This window comes from Actinosynnema sp. NPDC059335 (assembly GCF_042752395.1).
Lineage (GTDB): Bacteria > Actinomycetota > Actinomycetes > Mycobacteriales > Pseudonocardiaceae > Actinosynnema.
Window position 1 is genome coordinate 9,889 of record NZ_JBHYXZ010000054.1, and the last position, 471, is coordinate 10,359.

The following is a 471-nucleotide window of genomic DNA, read 5'->3' on the forward strand; positions in this document are numbered from 1 at the left end:
ACGCGGTCGCCGAGTACGAGAAGCTGCTGGCAGACGAGCTACGGGTCCACGGCCCCGACCATCCCAACACCCTGGGCGCCCGCTACAACCTCGCCCACTGGCGGGGTAAGGCTGGCGGGCCGGCCGACGCGGTCGCCGAGTACGAGAAGCTGCTGGCAGACGAGCTACGGGTCCACGGCCCCGACCATCCCAACACCCTGGGCGCCCGCTACAACCTCGCCCAGTGGCGGGGTGAGGCCCGCGGGCCGGCCGACGCGGTCGCGGATTTCGAGGCGCTGCTGGCAGACCAGCTACGGGTCAACGGCCCCGACCATCCCAACACCCTGGGCACCCGCCACAGCCTCGCCGTCTGGCGGGGTCGGGCGGGGGACCAGGCCCGCGCGGTTACGGAGTTCGAGGCGCTGCTGGCAGACCAGCTACGGGTCCACGGCCCCGACCACATCCGCACCCTGAGCACCCGCCACAGCCTCG

At 72.8% G+C, this 471-nt stretch carries 1 protein-coding gene; it reads left to right on the forward strand.

The features are described 5' to 3' along the window. Positions 1 to 471 (forward strand): tetratricopeptide repeat protein (locus tag ACFXGA_RS18605; RefSeq protein ID WP_378089478.1); only part of this gene is annotated, 471 nt, incomplete at both ends.